At 66.6% G+C, this 16712-nt stretch carries 14 protein-coding genes; 7 read left to right on the top strand and 7 right to left on the bottom strand.

The annotated features are described in order from the left end of the window. Positions 1-57: 57 nt before the first annotated feature. Together H4P35_RS05715 and ompR are read right to left on the bottom strand one after the other, a co-directional pair. Positions 58-1485, bottom strand: coding sequence for an ATP-binding protein (locus H4P35_RS05715; RefSeq protein ID WP_108005088.1), 1428 nt, complete (start codon positions 1483-1485; stop codon positions 58-60). A 4-nt stretch (positions 1486-1489) separates the two neighbouring features. Continuing rightward, positions 1490-2224: a two-component system response regulator OmpR gene (gene ompR, locus H4P35_RS05720; RefSeq protein WP_003813882.1), complete on the bottom strand. Its 735-nt coding sequence runs from the start codon at positions 2222-2224 to the stop codon at positions 1490-1492. 131 nt (positions 2225-2355) lie between these two features. Here ompR and tsaB point away from each other — a divergent pair, with 131 nt between their 5' ends. Together tsaB and H4P35_RS05730 are read left to right on the top strand one after the other, a co-directional pair. Further along, entirely contained in the window at positions 2356-3612 is a 1257-nt protein-coding gene (gene tsaB, locus H4P35_RS05725; RefSeq protein ID WP_226848396.1) for a tRNA (adenosine(37)-N6)-threonylcarbamoyltransferase complex dimerization subunit type 1 TsaB, read from the top strand. Beyond that, positions 3609-4634, top strand: a complete 1026-nt coding sequence (locus H4P35_RS05730) for a uracil-DNA glycosylase (protein WP_180099020.1) — start codon at positions 3609-3611, stop codon at positions 4632-4634. The genes tsaB and H4P35_RS05730 overlap by 4 nt, the downstream gene beginning before the upstream one ends. 76 nt (positions 4635-4710) lie before the next feature. Here the strand turns inward: H4P35_RS05730 and lplT are convergent, their stop codons facing one another. Further along, complete coding sequence (gene lplT / locus H4P35_RS05735; RefSeq protein ID WP_056321765.1) at positions 4711-6024, bottom strand: lysophospholipid transporter LplT; 1314 nt, start codon at positions 6022-6024, stop codon at positions 4711-4713. 264 nt (positions 6025-6288) lie between these two features. Here lplT and smc point away from each other — a divergent pair, with 264 nt between their 5' ends. The 3 genes from smc to ligA are packed head-to-tail and all read left to right on the top strand — an operon-like array spanning position 6289 to position 13035. After that, entirely contained in the window at positions 6289-9822 is a 3534-nt protein-coding gene (smc, locus tag H4P35_RS05740; RefSeq protein WP_056321768.1) for a chromosome segregation protein SMC, read from the top strand. 46 nt (positions 9823-9868) lie between these two features. Next, on the top strand, positions 9869-10936 hold the full coding sequence (locus H4P35_RS05745; RefSeq protein WP_056321771.1) for a cell division protein ZipA C-terminal FtsZ-binding domain-containing protein: 1068 nt from the start codon (positions 9869-9871) through the stop codon (positions 10934-10936). After that, positions 10936-13035 carry an NAD-dependent DNA ligase LigA gene (gene ligA, locus H4P35_RS05750; protein ID WP_226848397.1) on the top strand — a complete coding sequence of 700 codons (2100 nt, stop codon included), beginning with the start codon at positions 10936-10938 and terminating at the stop codon, positions 13033-13035. The genes H4P35_RS05745 and ligA overlap by 1 nt, the downstream gene beginning before the upstream one ends. Positions 13036-13336: 301 nt before the next feature. Here ligA and H4P35_RS05755 read toward each other — a convergent pair whose 3' ends face one another. From H4P35_RS05755 to msrB, 4 genes are read right to left on the bottom strand one after another with little or no spacing between them, the layout of a single operon-like run. Then, the gene (locus tag H4P35_RS05755; RefSeq protein ID WP_180099022.1) at positions 13337-14113 is read right to left on the bottom strand and encodes a peptidylprolyl isomerase; all 777 of its coding nucleotides are present in this window, start codon (positions 14111-14113) and stop codon (positions 13337-13339) included. A gap of 17 nt (positions 14114-14130) precedes the next feature. After that, entirely contained in the window at positions 14131-14400 is a 270-nt protein-coding gene (locus H4P35_RS05760) for a BolA family transcriptional regulator (protein WP_062840527.1), read from the bottom strand. 6 nt (positions 14401-14406) lie between these two features. Then, positions 14407-14991, bottom strand: coding sequence for a septation protein A (locus tag H4P35_RS05765; RefSeq protein ID WP_056321782.1), 585 nt, complete (start codon positions 14989-14991; stop codon positions 14407-14409). Then, positions 14991-15389, bottom strand: a complete 399-nt coding sequence (gene msrB / locus H4P35_RS05770) for a peptide-methionine (R)-S-oxide reductase MsrB (RefSeq protein WP_056321785.1) — start codon at positions 15387-15389, stop codon at positions 14991-14993. The genes H4P35_RS05765 and msrB overlap by 1 nt, the downstream gene beginning before the upstream one ends. A gap of 52 nt (positions 15390-15441) precedes the next feature. On the opposite strand from msrB, the gene H4P35_RS05775 reads away from it, so the two are divergent. Together H4P35_RS05775 and H4P35_RS05780 are read left to right on the top strand one after the other, a co-directional pair. Then, entirely contained in the window at positions 15442-16119 is a 678-nt protein-coding gene (locus H4P35_RS05775; protein ID WP_152383679.1) for an energy-coupling factor ABC transporter ATP-binding protein, read from the top strand. Next, a complete protein-coding gene (locus H4P35_RS05780) occupies positions 16116-16712 on the top strand; it encodes an energy-coupling factor transporter transmembrane protein EcfT (RefSeq protein WP_152383680.1) in 597 nt (198 codons plus the stop codon). The genes H4P35_RS05775 and H4P35_RS05780 overlap by 4 nt, the downstream gene beginning before the upstream one ends.

Genomic DNA, 16712 nt, shown 5'->3' on the forward strand with positions numbered 1-16712 from the left:
TTACTCCCGTAGTTGTTGGGTGGAGATAAGGCAGCGCCTCAAACCCCAAATTTTACGCTATGGATTATCGTTGTCTAATTGATAATTCCTAAACTTGGCTTTGGGTAGCTCTATCCGCGCGGTGAGTCCGCCGCCCTCGCGCGGCAGCATGCGCAGCGACCCGCCGACGTGCTTGAGCAGGCGTTCGACGATGGCCAGACCCAGGCCCGCGCCGCTGACGCCGGTGCGGGCGGCCTCGCCGCGCGAGAACGGGCGAAGCAGGCGGTCCACGTCTTCGGGCGCGATGCCGGGGCCGCGGTCGGACACTTCGATGACGATCATGCTGCCTTCAGCCTGCAGCGTCATGTTCAGGTGCGCCATCCCGTCGTCGGGCGAGCGGCCATAGCGGCGCGCATTTTCGATCAGGTTGCTGACGATGCGCTTCAAGTCCAGCGCGGTGATGCGGGCGCGCAGGCCAGGTTCGAGCGAGGCTTCCAGTTCGCCGCCGAGCGAGGCGGTATGGCTGCGCTCGCGTTCGTACAGTTCGGCAAGCACGGCGGAAATGTCGGTGGCCAGTTGCGGCAGCGTGCCCGCCGGGCGCGCGTATTCCATGAGCTGGCCGATGCTGTGGTCGATCTGGCCGAGGTCTTCGTCGATGGCCTGGCGGGCGTCCTCGGACACGCCGCTCAGTTCGATTTCCAGCCGCATGCGCGCAAGCGGGGTGCGCAGATCGTGCGAGATCCCGGCCAGCATGAGTTCGCGATCGGCCTCGGCCTGCCGCAAATCCTTGGCCATGCGATTGAACGACGCATTCAGGTCGCGGATCTCGAGCGGGCCCTGCTCGGGCAGCGGCGCGGGTGTTTCGCCGCGTGACAGCACCTGGGCCGCTCGCGCCAGACGGGAGAGCGGCCGGTTGACGAATCCCACACTGACCGCGGCGCCGACAAGGGACAGCAACAGCGCGGTGGCGCCCCATCCCAGCCATTCGATTCCGCCTGTCAGACCGATCTGCTCACGCTCGAACACCAGCCAGTACAGGTCCTTTTCGATCTGGAAGCTGACCCAGAAGCCGGGCACCTGGTTCACGCCCCAGGCGATCTGCGTTTCCGGGCCGAAGCGCGTGCGGATGTGCTGGGCCACGCGCTGCCAGTAGTCGTCGTCGGGGAGGGCTTCGGCGAAGTCGGTGACCTCGCGCGGATAGACCTGGATGCCTTCGTTGGTGGCCAGGTCGAGAAGGAGCTTGCTGCGTTCGCCGTTATGGGAATAGATCAGCGCGGTGCGCGTGATATTGACGGCCGTGATCACCCGCTGCGCCATTTGATTGGCGCGCGGTCCCAGCTCCATGCTGAAAAATACTTGAAGCCACGCGCCCAGGCTGACGAGCATCAGCGCGGCGAGCAAAAGGAACGTGCGGCCGAACAAGCCCAGCCGCAAACGTGATGTCAGGTTCCTGAATGTTCTGCGCAGGCGCGGCACGACGCTGCGCTCCTGCCCGGGGCGGGCCAGCCGATCAGCTACCACCGTCCGGGACGAACACGTATCCTAGACCCCAAACGGTCTGGATGAATACGGGCTTGGACGGGTTTGGCTCGATCAGTTTGCGCAGACGCGAGATCTGGACGTCCAGGCTGCGATCGAAGGCTTCGTATTCGCGGCCGCGAGCCAGTTCCATGAGCTTGTCGCGCGACAGGGGAATCTTCGGATGGCGCGCAAAGACCTTGAGCACCGAGAATTCACCCGTGGTGATGGGCACCTGTTCGCCGTTGCGCGTGAGCGTGCGGGTGGACAGATTCAGCACGTAGGGGCCGAAGGCGATGGATTCGTTTTCCTGGCTGGGGGCGCCGGGATGTTCTTCGGTGCCGCGGCGGCGCAGAATCGCATTGATGCGGGCCAGCAGTTCGCGGGGGTTGAAGGGTTTGGACAGGTAGTCGTCCGCGCCCATCTCCAGGCCGACGATGCGGTCGATTTCTTCCGCCTTGGCCGTCAGCATGATGATGGGGGTGTTGTCGTGACCACCGCGCAGCCGGCGACAGATGGACAGGCCATCCTCGCCGGGCAGCATCAGGTCCAGCACGAGCAGGTCGAAGTGCTCACGTTGCCAGAGTTTGCCCATCTCTTTGGCGTCTTCGGCGACGAAAACGTTGAATCCCTGTTCGGACAAGTACCGGCGCAGCAGATCGCGCAAGCGCGGATCGTCGTCAACGACGAGGATTTTTCGGGTGGGGGTGGTGTTTTGCGTATTCATGGCCGGAAATGTAACAGTGACAAGAACCGGGGGCTAGAGGGCGTTCACAAGATATTACACATTGCGATCCCTGGTTGAAATCCCCCTTACACCCGGGGGTAACAGCGCCTTATTTCGTACAATCTGCATCTATGGAACTAAACCTGCTGGCACTGGAAACTTCGTCGTCACGATGTGGCGTGGCCCTTTTGCGGGCGGTCGACGGCCGCCTGGAGATCAGCGTCCGCGAACACGAAGGTTCCCAGGAACATGCCGAGCGCCTACTGCCTATGGCCGATGCGCTGCTTGCCGAGGCCGGCATCGCCGCATCGGGGCTGCACGCCGTCGCGTTCGGGCAGGGGCCCGGCGGCTTCACCGGCCTGCGCGTGGCCTGCGGCGTCGCCCAGGGAATGGCGCTGGGGCTGGGCATCCCGGTGTTGCCTATTGTTTCGCACCAGGCCGTGGCCGCAGACGTCGATGGCACCCCTGGCGAGGCCGTGGTCGTGGCGCTGGACGCCCGCATGAACGAGGTCTATCTCGCAGTCTACCGCCGCAGCGCTGCGGCGGGGGATGAATCCGTCTGGGAAACCCTGCAGGCGCCGATGCTGATTGCCGCCGCCGAGGTCGTGCCCTGGACGGCGCACCATTTGCCGATCTGGTCGGCGCGGGCCGGGCAGCCGATCGCGCCGCTGCTGGCCGGGGATGCCTGGGATGCTTACGCCGCCGACATGGCGGCGCCCGCCGAATGGCGCCGTGCCGTCGATGCCCAGCGGCCGCAGGCAGCCAGCGTGGCGCGCCTTGCCCGCCAGGGCTGGCTACGGGGCGAAACCCTGGCGCCCGAGCTGGCCGCGCCCCTGTATGTGCGGGACAAGGTGGCGTTCACCACCGCCGAGCGCCTGCGTGGCGAGGGCGGCAATCCCAAAGCCCAGCCATCGCTCGCCACGCCGGTGCCGCAGCCCATGACGCAGGCGGACCTGGAGGAAGTCGTGGCGCTGGAGGCGCAAGTTCAGGCGTTCCCCTGGACGCGCGGCAATTTCGCTGACGCCCTGGCGTCGGGCTACGGCGCCTGGACGTTGCGGCGCGAGGGCAAACTGGCCGGATTCTGCGTGCTGATGTATGCGCCCGACGTGGCGCACCTGCTGGTGATTGCCGTGGCGCGGGACCTGCACCGGCAGGGGCTGGGTGGCGTGCTGCTCAATTGGTGTGAACAGCAGGCGCGCGAGCGGGGGCTTGAAGGCCTGCTGCTGGAAGTGCGGCCGTCCAACGCCTCGGCCATCAGTTTCTATAAGGGCCACGGCTACCTGCAGATCGGTGTGCGCCGTGGTTATTACCCGGCTGACAAGGGCGGCCGCGAGGATGCCATCGTCATGCAAAAGCGCTTTGGCCACGCCGACGGAGCCCAAGCATGAACCCGGTGGACGCCGCGGCGCGCCCTGCGCCGCCCCGCATCAACCCGTTGCAGCGCATCTGGCTGCGCGAGCTCGGCATGGAGCGGCTGTGGCTGCGTACGCCGCCTGCCGCGCCGGCCATCAAGACGCCCGTTGCGCCCGCTGTCGGCGCATCGGCGCCGGCCCCCGTGGCGGCGCCCTCGGCCCTGTCCGGCGGCGCGCCCGCTGCGGCACCCCAATCCGCCGTCGTCGCGCCGGCCCCGGCCGAATCGCCCTCTGCGGTTCCAACGATTGCGCCGCCCGCGCAGGCTGCCCAGGTTTCCGCGCCCGCCGCCACGCCGGCAGAGCCGCCATCCGGGCGCGCATCATCGGCCATTCCCGCCTCGATCCTGAACCGCACCGGCCCGCCGCCGCGGCCGGCGCCGAAGGTCGAAGTCCAGGAGGAAGCGCCACCGCCCATTCCGGTGGCCGAGGCCGTCAAGGACGCCAATCTTGAACAGCTGGCCGCGCAGGTCGTGGCGTGTTCGGCCTGCGGCCTGTGCCAGGGCCGCCGTCATGCGGTGGTCGGCCAGGGCGCTCAGCCGACCCGTTGGCTGGTGGTGGGCGAAGCGCCCGGCGAACAGGAAGACCGCCAGGGCCAGCCCTTCGTGGGCCGGTCGGGCCAGTTGCTGGACGCCATGCTGGCGGCGGTGGGCATGAGCCGCGAGCGGGACGTCTTCATCACCAATGTCATCAAGTGCCGTCCCCCGGGCAACCGCAATCCCAAGCCCGAGGAAATCGCCGCCTGCAGCCCGTATCTGATGCGGCAGATCGCGTTGCTCAAACCCGAGCGCATCCTGGTGCTGGGGCGGTTTGCCGCGCAGACGCTGTTGGGCACGGACGCCACCATCGGCAGCCTGCGGGGCCGCGTCCATCACTTGAAGACGGACGAGGGCGCGCAGATTCCGGTCGTCGTGAGCTACCACCCGGCCTATCTGCTGCGCAGCCCGTCAGAAAAGGCGCGTGCCTGGCAGGACCTGAAGCTGGCCGCCCGCGAACTGTAGCGGACCGGCGGCAAATGAAAAAACCGGGCGAGAGCCCGGTTTTTTGCTGGAAGATCAAGTGGTTGGCGCGCGCGGCCTAGTGGGTGGTATCCAGTGCGCGGCCGTGGCCTTCCTGTCCGATCTGGTCGTGCAGGTCGGGGTTGGCCTGCATGTTGCGCTTGCTCCAGCGCATGAAGACCACCATCAGCACGGCCACGACAGAGCCGAAGATCACGATGATCACGTTGATCGGCAGTTCCAGCCACAGCAGCAGCGTATACATGGCCACCATGAGCAGGATGTTGAGCTGTTCGTTGAAGTTCTGCACGGCGATCGAATGGCCCGCCGACAGCAGCACGTGGCCGCGGTGCTGGAGCAGGGCGTTCATGGGCACCACGAAGAAACCGGCCAGGCCGCCCGTCAGCAACAGCAGCAGATAGACGCTCCAGGGCTGGTAGACCAGCGGCATCAGCAGCACGACCAGGCCCATCATGGCGCCGACCGGCAGCACGGCGAGCGCGCGGCGCAGCGGGATGCGGCCGGCCAGGATCGACCCGACCACCGTGCCCAGCGCGGCCACGCCCATCAGCATCGACGCCTTGTCGAGCTGGTAGCCCAGGTGGCTGCGGCCCCATTCGATGACGATGAGCTGCAGCGTGGCGCCGGCGCCCCAGAACAGGGTGGTGACGGCCAGCGAGATCTGCCCCAGCTTGTCCTTCCACAGCACGCAGACATAGCCCCAGAACGTGCGCACGAGGCGCACGGGGTTCTTCTGCTGCGGCGGATAACGCACGTGGGTGCGGGGAATCATCAGGTTGCACAGCGCCGCCAGCAGGTACACGAAGGCGATGACGAGGATGGCGGCCTCGGCCGGCGTGTGGACCAGCTTGCCGATGAAGGAGTGGCTGAGCAGGGCGGTGGAAACGGACGAGGAGATCAGCAGGCCGCCCAGCACGGTGCCCAGGATGATGGAGAAGACCGTCAGGCCCTCGATCCAGCTGTTGCCCTTGACCAGCATGGTGGGCGGCAGCATTTCCGTCACGATGCCGTACTTGGCGGGGGAATAGGCCGCCGCGCCGATGCCCACCACGCCGTAGGCGGCGCAGACCAGCCAGGTCTGGTACTGGGGGGCGACGCCGATGCTGGCGTACGAGAACATCAGCAGACAGCCGGCCACCTTCAGGGCATTGGTGGAGAACATCACGCGGCCCTTGGGGTAGGAGTCCGCGATGGCGCCGACGAACGCGGCCAGCACGACATAGGCCAGCGCGAACGACCATTTCATCATCGGGGCCAGCCAGTCAGGACCGTGCAGCTCCTGTATCAGCGCGATCGCTGCGATGAACAGCGCGTTGTCCGCCAATGACGAGAAGGCCTGCGCCGCCATGACCAGATAGAAACCACGTTTCAAGAATGTCCCCGATCTTTGGCCAGAGGCTGGCCAGTCCGCGTGAAAATTATGTGTCGTGCCAAAAAGTGTCAGGGAGTATAGCCGGACCCTTGCCCCGAGCCATTGCGCGTTTGCCCGCGGGTTGCCCGGCGCCGAGGTCAGGGTGGAGACCGCCTGCGGTATCATACGACCCATATGAGAGCCGGCCCTTCTTGGGCCGGTTTGCAATCTGTGCGGCAGGTCCGTTAACGCCTTTCGTTCAACCCACCCCGTCGTCATCGTACTGTGCGCCTTACTCAGCTCAAACTCGCCGGCTTCAAGTCCTTCGTCGACCCCACCGTCATCCCCGTGCCCAGCCAGCTGGTCGGCGTGGTGGGACCCAATGGCTGCGGCAAGTCGAACATCATCGACGCCGTGCGCTGGGTGCTGGGCGAAGCCAAGGCATCGGAACTGCGCGGCGAGTCCATGCAGGACGTCATCTTCAATGGCTCGGGCAACCGCAAGCCCGCCGCCCGGGCTTCGGTCGAAATGGTGTTCGACAACAGCGAGGGGCGCGCTGCCGGCCAATGGAGCAGCTACGCCGAGATCGCGGTGCGCCGGGTGCTGACCCGGGACGGCACCAGCAGCTATTTCGTCAACAACCAGCAGGTCCGCCGCCGCGACATCCACGACATCTTCCTGGGCACGGGCCTGGGCGCCCGTGGCTACGCCATCATCGGGCAGGGCATGATCAACCGCCTGATCGAAGCCCGCCCCGAAGAACTGCGGGTCTTTCTGGAAGAAGCGGCCGGCGTGTCGCGCTACAAGGAACGCCGCCGCGAAACCGAAAACCGCCTGTCCGACACGCGCGAGAATCTGACCCGCGTCGAAGACATCCTGCGTGAATTGAACAGCCAGCTCGAAAAGCTGGAAGCCCAGGCCGAAGTGGCCACCCGCTACCGCGAGCTCCAGGCCGACGGCGAAAAGAAGCAGCATTCGCTGTGGCTGCTGAAGGAAACCGGGGCCCGCGAGGAACGCGCCAAGAAGGCGCAGGAAATGGCGCAGGCCCAGAACGAACTGGAAGCCGCCATTGCCGGGCTGCGTGCGGGCGAGGCCGCGCTGGAATCCCGGCGCCAGGCCCACTACGCCGCCAGCGACGCCGTCCATACCGCGCAGGGCGCCCTGTACGAGGCCAACGCCCAGGTCAGCCGCCTGGAAGCCGAGATCCGCCACGTCGTCGATTCCCGCAACCGCCTGCAGGCCCGCCGTGATCAGCTTCAGCAGCAGATCGCCGAATGGACCAGCCAGCGCGAGCACTGCACCGAACAGATCGCCCAGGCCGAAGACGACCTGGCCGCGGCCGCCGCGCGCACCGAAGAGGCGCGCGCCACCGCGGAAGACGCACAGGCGGGCCTGCCCTCGGTCGAGCAGCGCGTGCGCGAAGCCGCCGCCGGCCGCGACGAGATGCGGGCGGCTCTGGCCCGTGTCGAGCAGAACCTTGCGCTGGTCGCGCAGACCCAGCGCGACGCCGACCGCCAGATGCAGACCCTGGACCAGCGGCGCGAGCGCCTGCAACAGGAACTGCGCGAACTGCACAGCCCCGATCCCGAGCGCCTGGAACAACTGGCCGGCGACCGCGCCGCGGGCGAAGACCAGCTCGAAGCCGCCCAGGAAGAACTGGCCGTCCTGGAGGGCCGCGTGCCCGAGGCCGACGCCGAGCGCAGCCGCGCCCAGGCCGCCGCCCAGACCGAAGCCCAGAACCTGGCCCGCCTGGAAGCCCGCCTGTCCGCGCTGGTCAAGCTGCAGGACGACGTGCAGAAGCAGGGCGCGCTCGAACCCTGGCTGGCCAAGCACGAACTCGCCGGACTGTCGCGCCTGTGGCAGAAGCTGCACGTCGAACCGGGCTGGGAAACCGCCCTGGAATCGGCGCTGCGCGAACGCATGGCTTCCATGGAAGTGCGCAATCTGGATTGGGCGCGCGCCTTTGCCGACGACGCGCCGCCCGCCCGGCTGGCGTTCTATCAACTGCCCGCCGCCGCGCCCACGCCGCCGGCGCCGGCCGGTTTCACGCCGCTGGCCAGCCTGCTGCGCATCACCGATCCCGACCTGCGCACGCTGCTGAACGAATGGCTGGCCGGCGTCTATACGGCCAATGACCTGACCCAGGCCCTGGCCCTGCGCGCCACCTTGCCCGCCGGCGCTGCCTGCGTGGTGAAGGCCGGTCACCTGATCGACGCGCACAGCGTGCGTTTCTACGCGCCCGACTCCGAGCAGGCCGGCCTCCTGGCGCGCCAGCAGGAAATCGAAAACCTGCAGCGCGAGATCAAGGCCCAGCAACTGATCGCCGACCAGGCCCGCGCCGCGGTTGCCCGCGCCGAAGCCGCCTGGCAGCAGGTGTCCCAGGCCATCTCGCCGGCGCGCACGCGTGTGGCCGAAGTCACGCGCCGCGTGCACGACATTCAGCTGGAACATTCGCGGCTGCAGCAGCAGGCCGAACAGTCCGGCGAACGCGCCTCGCGCCTGCGTCAGGACCTGGAAGAAATCAAGGCGCACGAAGAAGACCTGCGCGCCACGCGCGAAGAGGCCGAGGCCCGCTTCGAAGCGTTGGACGAAGAACTCGCCGAGCACCAGTCCAAGTTCGCCGATGCCGAGATGGACGGCGAGACGCTGGCGGCGCAAGCCGAGGCGGCCCGCACCCGTCTGCGCGAACTGGAGCGCGCTGCCCAGGAAGCCGAATTCGCCGAACGCGGCATCCAGGTCCGCATCACCGACCTGCAGCGCAACCAGCAACTGGCCGCAGACCAGAGCCAGCGCGGCGCGGTCGAGCTGGAACAGTTGATGGGCGACCTGGCGGAGCTTGACGCGTCCGCGTCGCAGGCCGGCTTGCAGGATGCCCTGGAAATGCGCGCCGAGCGCGAGGAAGCGCTGTCGCGCGCCCGCCAGGAACTCGAAAACCTGGCAGCCCTGCTGCGCGGCGCCGACGAGGACCGCCAGCAACAGGAGCAGACGCTGGAGCCGCGCCGCGCGCGCATCATGGAACTGCAACTGCAGGAGCAGGCTGCGCGCCTGGCTGAAGAACAGTTCACGGAGCAGCTCAACGCGCGCGAAGTCGACCGCGAGGAGCTGGCCCAGTTCCTGGCCAACCAACCCGACGAATGGCGCCGCGCCAGCTGGCTGCAACAGGAAGTCGGCCGCATCTCGCGCCAGATCGAAGCGCTGGGCTCGGTCAACCTGGCCGCGCTCGACGAGCTGAACACCTCGCGCGAACGCAAGGGCTTCCTGGATTCCCAGCACCAGGACCTGATGACCGCCATCGAGACCCTCGAAGACGCCATCCGCAAGATCGACCGCGAGACGCGCGAACTGCTGCAAGAGACGTTCAACATCGTCAACGGCCACTTCGGCGATCTCTTCCCCAAGCTCTTCGGCGGGGGCGAGGCCAAGCTCAGCATGACCGGCGAAGAAATTCTCGACGCGGGCGTGCAGGTGATGGCGCAGCCGCCGGGCAAGCGCAACAGCACGATCCATCTGCTGTCGGGCGGCGAAAAGGCGCTGACCGCGACGGCGCTGGTGTTCGCGTTGTTCAAGCTGAACCCCGCGCCGTTCTGCCTGCTCGACGAGGTGGACGCGCCGCTGGACGACGCCAACACCGAACGCTATGCGAATCTGGTCGCCAACATGAGCGAGCAGACACAGTTCCTCTTCATCTCGCACAACAAGATCGCGATGCAAATGGCAAAGCAATTGATCGGTGTAACCATGCAAGAGCAAGGGGTTTCGCGTATCGTTGCGGTAGACATAGATTCGGCCGTCCAGATGATGGCCTCCGAAGCGGCATAAACCCAATATTGAGAAAGGCGCCGCCTTCCAGGCGCGGGATTTATACATGAGTGATTTGCAGATCGGGCTGATAGCCCTGGGCGTCTTGCTGATACTGCTGGTGTTGGGATTCAACTGGTGGCAGGACCGGCGCGTGCGCCGCAAGATGCAGAGCCACTTCCCCACCTCCGAACAGGATCCGTTGCTGGGCGCGGGGGCGGCGGGCGCCGCCACGGCCAATGTGGCCCGGCGCGAGCCCGGCATGGGCGGTGAGCCCGCGCGCGCGCAGCCCGGCCAACCGGCCCCCGTCGATCCCGGCAGCGATGCCGACGACGCGGAAGAACCCGATCCCGCGTGCGAAGTGGTCATCGAGATCAACTTTGCCGACGCGGTGCGCGGCGCGGATCTGCTGCCTTACATGCAAAGCCTGCGCAGCGTGGGCCGCAAGCCCATGCGGGTGTTCGCCGAAACCGACCAGCGCCGCCACCGCGCGCGCGTCCATCCCGGCGAATCCTATGCCTCCATGCAGCTGGCCGTGCTGCTGGCCAACCGCAGCGGTCCCCTGACCGCCATCGAATGGTCGCAAGCCTGGGCGCGTGCCCAGGACATGGCCGAGCGCTTCGACGCCACGATCGAAGGCCCCGACCAACAGGCCGTGCTGGAGCAGGGCGCCCGACTGGACGACACCTGCGCCGCACTGGATACCCAGGTTGGCCTGACGCTGCTGTTGGGCTCGGCCCAACCGGCAGCCGAAGTCCTGGCCGTGGCGCGCGACGTCGGTTTCGTCGCCGACGGCAACCGCCTTGCGTGGCCCAACGAAAACGGCGTGGCCCGCTTCACGCTGGCCCGCGCAGACGGCGCGGCGTTCGACGCGGGCATGGGCGGCATCGAACGCCTGTACCTGCTGCTGGACGTGCCGTGCAGCCCGGCCGACACCCGAGCCTTTGGCCGCATGGTCGACGTGGGCCGCGACCTGGCGTCGCGCCTGCGCGCCGAGCTGGTCGACGATCAGGGCAAGCCCCTGGCCGATGGCTCTGAAGCCGTCATCGACGAGCGCCTGCAGGTTCTCTTCGGCCAACTCGAACAAGCGGGTCTGCCCGCCGGCAGCGAGCGCGCCCAGCGGGTGTTTGCCTGATGGCAAGCAGGTCCGGCGAGAACCCGGCGCAAGCCGCGGCGCGCCTGCGCGCCGAAATCGAACAGCACAACGTCCGCTACTACGTCTACGACGAGCCTTCCGTCTCGGACGCCGAGTACGACGGGCTGATGCGCGAATTGCAGGCCCTGGAGGCCGAGCATCCCGAACTGGTGACGCCGGAATCGCCCACGCAGCGCGTGGGCGCGGCGCCAGTCTCCGCGTTTGGCAGCGTGCGCCACGTGGTGCCGATGCTGTCGCTGAACAATGCGTTTTCCGAGGAAGAGGTGGCCGCCTTCGACCGCCGCGTCACCGAGACGCTGCGTGGCGCCGGCATGCTGGGACCCGCGCAGCAGCCAGACTATTTCTGTGAACTGAAGCTCGACGGCCTGGCGATCAGCCTGCGCTACGAGGACGGCCGCCTGGTGCAGGCCGCCACCCGCGGCGACGGCCAGACCGGCGAGGACGTCACGTCCAACATCCGCACGATCAAGGCAATTCCCCTGCAGTTGAAGGGCGCGGCCCCGAAGGTGCTGGAGGTGCGCGGCGAGGTGCTGATGAACCGCGCCGACTTCGAAAAGCTGAACGCCGCGCAGGCCAAGCGCGACGAAAAGGTCTTCGTCAACCCGCGCAATGCGGCGGCAGGCAGCCTGCGCCAGCTCGACCCGCGCATCACGGCCAAGCGGCCGCTGCGTTTCTTTGCCTACGGCTGGGGCGAGGTCCAGGGCTTGCCCGGCTCGCAGAGCGGCCTGTTCGACGAAGCCTCCGCGGGCGCGGCGCAGGCGTCGCAACTGCCCGAGAAATCTCACGGCGCCATGCTGGAGTGGCTGTCCTCGCTGGGACTGCCGGTCAATGTGGTGCACAACCATCGCGCAACCGGCGCGCAAGGCCTGATGGACTTCTACGCCAAGGTGGGCGCCTTGCGCGCCACCCTGCCGTACGACATCGACGGCGTGGTCTACAAGGTTGATTCGCTGCCCGCGCAGAAGGTGCTGGGCTTCGTGGCGCGCGCGCCGCGCTTTGCGCTGGCGCACAAGTTCGCGGCCGAAGAAGCCACCACGACGCTGGTGGACATCGAAGTGCAGGTGGGCCGCACCGGCGCCATCACCCCGGTCGCGCGGCTCAAGCCCGTGTTCGTGGGCGGCGTTACCGTCACCAACGCCACGCTGCACAACGAAGACGAGATCCGCCGCAAGGACGTGCGCATTGGCGACACCGTCATCGTGCGGCGCGCGGGCGACGTGATTCCCGAAGTGCTGGGCCCGGTGCTGGAAAAGCGGCCCGACGATGCGCGTGAATTCGTCATGCCCACGCAATGCCCGGTCTGCGAGTCGGCCATCGAGCGCCTGGAAGGCGAGACCATCGCGCGCTGCACCGGGGGCCTTTTCTGTGGCGCCCAGCGCAAGCAGACACTGTGGCACGCCGCCAGCCGCAAGGCCCTGGATATCGAAGGCCTGGGCGAAAAGCTGGTGGACCAATTGGTGGACAGCGGCCGCGTCAAGACGCTGGCGGACCTGTACAGCCTGCGTCCGCTGGAACTCGTGGGCCTGGACCGCATGGGCCAGAAGTCTGCGGACAACCTGGTGGCCGCCATCGAGAAGGCGCGCTCGCCCAACCTGTCCCGGCTGCTTTTCGCGCTGGGCATCCGCCACGTGGGCGAAACCACGGCGCGGGACGTCGCGCGGCATTTCGGCAGCATCGACGCCATCATGGACGCGGACGAAGACGCCTTGTCGTCGGTACCGGACGTGGGGCCCGTGGTGGCCGCGTCGATCCGGCATTTCTTTGCCGAGCAGCACAACCGCGACGTCATCGAGCAACTCAAGTCGCAGGGCGTGAACCCGGTGGCCGAAGCCGCGCCGCAAGACACCACGCTGGCCGGCAAGACCTTCGTGCTGACCGGCACGCTGCCCAACTGGACGCGCGAAGAGGCCTCGATGCACATCCAAGCCGCGGGCGGCAAGGTCAGCGGCTCGGTGTCCAAGAAGACGGCCTATCTGGTTGCGGGCGAAGATTCCGGCAGCAAGCTGACCAAGGCCCAGGAACTGGGCGTGCCGGTGCTGGATGAAGACGGACTGAAGGCGCTGCTGGGCATTTCCTAGCCAGGACGCTGCCGACATCGAATGAAGAAGGGCTGCACGCCACCGGCGTGCAGCCCTTTTTGTTGCTTGCTGGGGGGGGGCGGTGTCAGACACCCCGCAGAGATGGTCTTCAGTTTGAGGCAGCGTTTCAGGGGGTGTCTGACACCTGGGTCGAGATGGTCTTGGGACGGTGTCAGACCCCCTGCAGAGAGGATCGGCAGCTTGCGGCGGCGTCTCATAGGGTGTCTGACACCTGAGCACATTGCCGAGCGCAAAAAAAACTGCCCGCGATCGGCGGGCAGTTTTTTGAGCAGCGCAGACCTTACTGGATCTTGGCCTTGTCGCGCAGTTGCTTCTGGTAGTCGGCCAGGGTTTGCTGGCGCAGCATTTCTTCCAGCTGCGGGCGGACCTGATCCATCGGCGGGAATTCGACCGGACGGGTGTCGTCAACCATGATGATGTGCCAGCCGAACTGGGTCTGGACCGGCTTGTCGACCAGTTGGCCCTTCTTGAGCTGCGTCACGGCTTGCGCGAACGGCTGCACGTAGTTGGTCGGAGGCGCCCAACCCAGATCGCCACCCTTTTCGGCGCTGCCCGGGTCCTTCGAGTTCTTCTTGGCCAGGTCGTCGAACTTGCCCTTGTTCTTCTGCAACTGGGCCAGCAGGTCGTTCGCCTTCTTCTCGTCTTCGACGAGGATGTGGCGGACCTTGTATTCCATCTTGCCGGCCTGTTCCTTTTTGATCTTCTCGTATTCGGCGGTGACCTGGGCGTCCGTGACCGGGTGCTTGGCCAGGTAGTCGGCCATCAGCGCGCGGACCAGGATGCCTTGGCGGGCCAGTTCGATTTCGGTCTGGACGTCGGCCTGCTTGGCGATGCCGCTGGATTCGGCGGCTTGCACGAAGATCTGGCGGTTGATCATTTCCTGCTTGACCTGTTCGCGCAGTTGGGGCGAATCGGTGGCGCCTTGGCCGACCAGGAGCTTGACGAATTGATCCAGGCTCTTTTGCGGGATGGCCTTGCCGTTGACGGTTGCCACGTTTTGCGCAAAAGCCGGCACGGCGATGACGCAGGCCGCAGCCAGCATGACGATGCGTTTCATGAATATCCTTTTACTTTCTATTTGGGAGCCTGGGCGTCAAGCGCAAGCGCATGAATCGGATAGGGGATCAAATCTTGCAAATGATGATACACCAGCCGGTGCCGCGCAACGGCGGAGAGCCCCGTAAAGCAAGGCGCTACGATGATGACGCGGTAATGGCCGGCGCCGTTTTTACTGCCTTCGTGGCCGGCATGCAAATGGGAGTCGTCCAGGATGTCCAGGCTGACGGGTTCCAGGGCGGCAAGGCGCTCCCGGATCAGGGCAATGCGGTCGGTAGTTTCTGGCATGGGAGCTCAGGGCTTGCCGGGCGGCGTGGCGCCCGGGTTGGCCGGCGTGTTTTCCTCGGTCTGGATGTGCTTGCCCAGCCACAGGGACTGGCCAATCACGAAGACGATCATCAGTCCCATGAGGCCGAAGGCCTTGAAACTGACCCATTGGGATTCGGTGAAGTGACCTGAGAACGCGACATACAGATTGAGCGCGCCGGCAATCAGGAAGAAGGCGGCCCAGATCATGTTCAGCTTGTCCCACGCGGCGTCCGGCAGCTGGATCTGCTTTTCCATCAGGCGGCGGATCAGGTTGCGCTTGAACAACAGGCGGGCAAAGACCAGCGCGCCGCCGAACATCCAGTACAGCACCGTGGGCTTCCATTTGATGAAGACGTCGCTGTGCAGCCAGATGGTGGCGCCGCCGAACACCAGGATGACCGTCAGGTTGATCCAGTGCATGGCCTCGGTGGGGCGCCCGGTGGCCTTGAGCCAGACGATCTGCGCCACCGCGGCCGCCATGGCGACGCCCGTGGCGGTGAAGATGTCCGTATACCTGTAGGCGATGAAGAACAGGAGCAGCGGAAAGAGGTCGAACAGGAACTTCTTCATCAGTCTTCTAGGGGCTCAAACGTCATCGACAGGGAATTGATGCAGTAGCGCAGGCCGGTGGGTTCGGGACCGTCGGGAAAGACGTGGCCGAGGTGGGCGTCGCAAACGTTGCACAGCACTTCGGTGCGAACCATGCCGTGGCTGATGTCGCGCTCTTCGCGCACCAGTTCGGGGTCCAGCGCCTGAAAGTAGCTGGGCCAGCCGCAGCCGGCGTCGAATTTGGTGTCGGATGCGAATAGTGCGGTGCCACAGCCGACGCAACGGTAGATGCCAGGGGTGAAAGTATCCCAGTAGCGCCCGGTGAATGCGCGTTCGGTACCCTTTTGGCGGGTGACCACGTATTCTTCGGGGGAAAGCTGGGCGCGCCATTCGGCGTCGGTTTTGCGTACTTTTTCCATATGAGCTCTTGGAGTCGCGATGCCCGAAATGGTTCGGGCATAATCCCGCCCCATGTTAATCGAGTTTGACCAGGCGGTAGTGTCGACGCCCCAGGCGGAAGTGTTGCGCGGGGTGAGCGTCACCCTGGCCGAACGCCGCGTCGGCATCGTCGGTCCCAACGGCGCCGGCAAGAGCACGCTGGCGCGGCTGGTCAATGGCCTGGTGGCGCCCACGTCGGGCAGCGTGCGCGTGGACGGGCTGGATACGCGGCAAGAGCTGAAGGCCGTGCGCGCGCGCGTCGGCTTCGTCTTCCAGAACCCGGAAAACCAGATCGTCTTTCCCATCGTGCGCGAAGACCTGGCGTTCGGCCTGAAGCGCCTGGCGCCCGACCGCCACGAGCGCGAGGCCCGCATCGACAGCCAGTTGAACCGGCTGGGCGTGGGCCATCTGGCCGACCGCAGCAGCCACACGCTGTCCGGCGGCGAACGCCAATTGGTGGCGCTGGCCGCCGTATTGGTCATGGAGCCCGCGCTCATCGTCTTTGACGAACCCACCACGCAACTCGACCTGCGCAACCGCAACCGGGTGCGCGCCGCCATCGACGGGCTGCCCCACGACGCCATCGTCGTGACCCATGACCTGGAGCTGCTTGAGGATTTCGATCGCGTGCTGGTCGTGCGTGACGGCGCGATCGCCGCCGACGACACGCCTGCCGCCGCGCTGCGCTGGTACCGGGAGCACTGCGCATGATGGAGCCGCTGTACGTCACGGGCAACACACCGCTGCACCGGCTGCCGGCATGGGTGAAGCTGCTGGCGCTGATGGCGGCGGGCGCGGGCCTGTTCCTGCTTCGCGATCCGCTCTGGCTGGCGTTTGCCTTCGGCGTCTCGGTGGCGATGGTCTGGTCCACGGGCGTCGCGGCAGCGGTCGTGTGGCGCCAGGTGCGCGGGCTGCTCTGGGTGCTGCTGGCCGTGGCGCTGTTCACCGGCTGGTTCCAGGGGCCGATCGAGGCCCTGGCCGTCGTGCTGCGTGTGGCGGCAATGGTCGGACTGGCCCTTGCCGTGACCCTGTCCACCCGCACGTCCGACCTGATTGCCGTCTGCGAGCGGACCTTGCGGCCGCTGGAACGCACGGGGCTGGTCGATGCCGAGAAGGTCGCGCTGGCCCTTGCGCTGGCGCTGCGCTTCGTGCCGGAGATCTGGCGCAATTTCCAGGAGATCCGCGAGGCGCAGGCCGCGCGCGGTCTGGGCGCAAACCCGGTCGCGCTGATCGTGCCGCTGATCGTGTTGACCTTGAAGCGGGCCCAGGAAGTGTCTGAAGCGATCGACGCGCGCAGCTTCTGA

The sequence above is a fragment of the Achromobacter sp. 77 genome (genome assembly GCF_020541125.1).
Lineage (GTDB): Bacteria > Pseudomonadota > Gammaproteobacteria > Burkholderiales > Burkholderiaceae_B > Achromobacter > Achromobacter mucicolens.